Raw genomic sequence first — 2,072 nt, 5'->3', positions numbered from 1 at the left:
CACTTTACCCGCACTGTGATAATCATAATCTTGCGTTCTGGCACTGACCTTTAACGCAGATTCACCCCATATATTACTGCTGTAAACAGGGTTACTCACCTGATCTTGACGGCTACCCGAGGTCAACGTGCTGGTATCAAGGCTTAAAACAAAATCATCAATCAGATTTACAAGGTCTGAATCCAGTAGCGTGTGTTCTTCAGTAAAGATCACCTCACCCGCGGCATTATATTCCGTTTTGGAAATGCTCTCGATATTACCGCCATAGTACACATCAACCGGATATCTAACTTCATGGGCACCACCTACGACGCCTTTAACAACTTCACCATTTCTAATAATGCCGCCGTCTTCGGTTACGGTAACTTTATGTACTCTCATATCACTGATGTACTTTTTATGTTCCGTTACGCGATTTTCATTGTCATACGCAAATTCGCTGGCTTTTCTCCACAGTGCATTGGCACTTGTCAGCGTGTCGCGACCGGCGTATAGATCAGTATTATTCTTAACCTTGATCTGCAATCGAAATTTTGTCTCCAATGAAGCTACCGCCATCGATGACCACTTGGTTATTGCCATTATAAGTAAACCAGTAGTCTTCTGTGCGCGTTACACCGGTGCTGGTAGGTGACACCGCTTGAGAAGACATCGACTGTGCTGATGCGCCATCAAGCGCGTTAAAGTGTTCCGTGTTAGTTGCCGTTGATACAGTGTTAACCGGTGTCGCCCCCATCGGGATGCCACCGCCGCCGCCACTCGCAGCGTCCACGTAAATATAAAACGTCTTAGATGATTGCGCATTATGACTGTCTGTCGCATACAAGGTCGCCGAGTAATCACCGGCATTGGTAACCATGCCCTCTAGTCTGCGCGTTGAGGCATTGAATGACAAACCTCGAGGTAACCCACTCATTGAATAGGTGATCGTATCGCCATCCGGATCGGTGAATGTGTCAGGCTGAATAGTCACACCGCCTCGTTGCCCAGCGATGAGTGACAAATGCAGCGAACGGTTTTCGTTGTACTTCGGCTTGCTGTTGGTATTGCCTACCGCTGCAATATTCATTGTTACATTGGCTTCTCGCCATGCGCCTTGACTGTCAGTCGCCCTAAGTTTGGCGGTATAGCTACCCGCAATGTTTACCGCGCCCGTAATTTCACGCGTTGACGCGTTAAAGAACAGTCCGCTTGGCAAACCAGACATACTATATGTAATTGTATCTCCATCAGGGTCAACAAATGCTGTCGCCGAAATAACATGGCGCACGGGTTCTTTGGCTTTCCCATTCACCGTTAAAGACACCGTGGAGTTAAGCGCTGGAGCACGGTTTTGAGGCACAATCGGATCTGGTGCCGAAACTCGCACCTGTACTTTTACATACTTGTCTGGAATTCTATTGCCATGGGGATCATTGGCAAATAATACAAACACATAGGGTGTTTGACGATGGGCGTCCCTTGGTGGCTCAATGGTCAATGTTTGTAAGCCCATGTTATTGTGCTTAGATAAGGTGATCCAACTCGCCGCGCCGCCAGTGGGCACTTCCATCCCAAATGAATCATACCCACCATCAAACCACTGCTCAGGCCCGAATACTTTTTTACCTGAGTCTGCTTTAACAGTCACACTTGGTACATCAATGATACGAGCGTGTATATCAACTTGTTTTTCAAACCCTTTGCTCGGATCTGAGAGCGTAATGGTCAGCGGATAGTCACCCGCTGCTTCACTGGTTAATTGACCACTGAATAAACCTGTATTGCTGTCAAAGTGCAAACCATCAGGGATCCCCGATGAGCCCGATATACTGTATCGCACATTCAGAGAAGTATCTGAAATGGCGACATACTTTTTGAACGCATCCGGCGCTACCTCGTAGTATTCTTCCCTTAAAATCATCGGCACATTGGCCACAGTCACGGGGTCAATATCCGTCACATTAATGCGCATCGTCGCCTGCGCGCTAAAGCCTGTGTCATGAACGTTTACCACAGTGATCTTGACCGTATGCTGGGCCTTTGCATTGTAGTGTACATCCCCGCTGATCACACCGGTGTTTGCATCAATA

The 2,072-nt window shown here is 47.6% G+C and carries 2 protein-coding genes; both read right to left on the bottom strand.

Annotated elements, in window-relative coordinates; translation table 11 throughout:
* A partial coding sequence (locus L1286_RS24000) for a hypothetical protein (protein WP_235409544.1) occupies positions 1–525 on the bottom strand: 525 nt, incomplete at its 3' end.
* On the bottom strand, positions 509–2,072 hold a 1,564-nt coding region (locus L1286_RS23995), incomplete at its 5' end, for a putative Ig domain-containing protein (RefSeq protein WP_235409543.1). The genes L1286_RS24000 and L1286_RS23995, both read right to left, overlap by 17 nt.

The organism is Pseudoalteromonas sp. SMS1 (assembly GCF_021530565.1).
Lineage (GTDB): Bacteria > Pseudomonadota > Gammaproteobacteria > Enterobacterales > Alteromonadaceae > Pseudoalteromonas.
The sequence above is the reverse complement of the archived record's forward strand: the minus strand, read 5'-3'. Positions and strand labels throughout refer to the sequence as shown.